The sequence below is a fragment of the Paraburkholderia sp. RCC_158 genome, assembly GCF_041355255.1.
Lineage (GTDB): Bacteria > Pseudomonadota > Gammaproteobacteria > Burkholderiales > Burkholderiaceae > Paraburkholderia > Paraburkholderia graminis.
In genome coordinates this window covers 1-597 of sequence record NZ_JBFUPM010000089.1, presented here as the reverse complement: position 1 = coordinate 597, position 597 = coordinate 1, and the positions used below count along the sequence as shown (strand labels likewise).

Annotated in this window: 2 protein-coding genes; both read right to left on the bottom strand. The window is 64.3% G+C overall.

Annotation, left to right across the window (positions count from 1 at the left end):
- On the bottom strand, window positions 1-383 hold a 383-nt coding region (locus AB6809_RS36280; protein ID WP_371028617.1), incomplete at its 3' end, for an FAD-dependent oxidoreductase.
- A gap of 4 nt (window positions 384-387) precedes the next feature.
- Window positions 388-597: succinate dehydrogenase, hydrophobic membrane anchor protein (gene sdhD / locus AB6809_RS36275; protein ID WP_371028616.1), on the bottom strand; the 210-nt coding region annotated here is incomplete at its 5' end.

Below are 597 nucleotides of genomic sequence, written 5' to 3'. Positions count from 1 at the left end.
GTGTGGCCGCCGAACGGGCGCTGGTAGATCGTGCCGTCCGCGTTACGGTCGAACGGCATGCCGAAGTGTTCGAGTTCGTACACGGCGTTCGGCGCTTCGCGGCACATGAACTCGATCGCGTCCTGGTCGCCGAGCCAGTCGGAGCCCTTGATCGTGTCGTAGAAGTGGTAGTGCCAGTTGTCCTCGCTCATGTTGCCGAGCGACGCGCCGATGCCGCCTTGCGCGGCGACCGTATGCGAGCGCGTGGGAAACACCTTCGAGAGCACACACACCGACAGACCCGCGCGCGCCAGTTGCAGCGACGCGCGCATTCCCGAGCCGCCCGCGCCGACGATAACCACGTCGAACTTGCGACGCGGCAGGGCATTCTTGATTGCAGCCATGCTTTTACACTCTCCAGAGAATCTGCGCGGCGTAGCCCGCACACGCGAGCAGCCAGACGATCGTCAGCGCCTGCAGCAGCAGACGCACGCCCACGGGCTTCACATAGTCCATCCAGATGTCGCGGATGCCGACCCACGCGTGATAGAAGAGCGAGAGCAGCGTGACGAAGGTGGCGAGCTTCATCCATTGCGTCGCGAAGATCGACGCCCAGCC